The organism is Microbispora hainanensis (genome assembly GCF_006874475.1).
Taxonomy (GTDB): Bacteria; Actinomycetota; Actinomycetes; order Streptosporangiales; family Streptosporangiaceae; genus Microbispora; species Microbispora hainanensis.
Genome location: NZ_VIRM01000189.1, coordinates 1 through 555 on the forward strand (window position 1 = coordinate 1; position 555 = coordinate 555).

The 555-nt window shown below is 70.3% G+C and carries 1 protein-coding gene; it reads left to right on the forward strand.

What is annotated here, in order from left to right; genetic code table 11:
- Positions 1-147: 147 nt before the first annotated feature.
- The coding region (locus FLX08_RS40110) for a transposase family protein (protein ID WP_208761994.1) at positions 148-555 on the forward strand (408 nt) is incomplete at its 3' end.

Here is a 555-nt window from a genome sequence, read left to right on the forward strand (position 1 = left end):
CAGGGCCCAAGCGTTCTCGGCTGGTGAGATGGGCGCAGCCCTGGGACGGACGGGTAGTTGAGGGCGCCCCGGTGCGGAGATGACAAACGCGACCCCTCATGATCGTCGGTGTCTAGCCAGTCGATCAAGAACAGGGGTCGCGTTCGCGTGCCATCATCCCCGATCGACGTGCTCTCCCGCCACCTGGAGCGCGTCACCATCTGCGATCCGCTGTCCGACCTGCCCACCCTGGCCGAGGTGCTGGATGCCATACCGGACCCTCGCAGCCGCCGCGGGCGCCGCTACCGACTCGGCCCGCTGCTCGCGTTAGCCCTGCTCGCCGTGCTCGGCGGAGCGACTTCCCTGGCGAAGATCACCCGGTTCATCGCCGGATACGATCCCGAGCTACGCGCCCGGATCGGTCTCCCGGGCCCCGTACGGCTGGCCGCCTCCACCCTGGGACGGCTGCTGGCCCGCCTGGACGGCGACGACTTCGACGCTGCGACCTGCGCCTACCTGTCCAGGCTGGCCGCCGCGCCACCAGCGGCCGGCACGAACGGCACGAACGGCAGAACA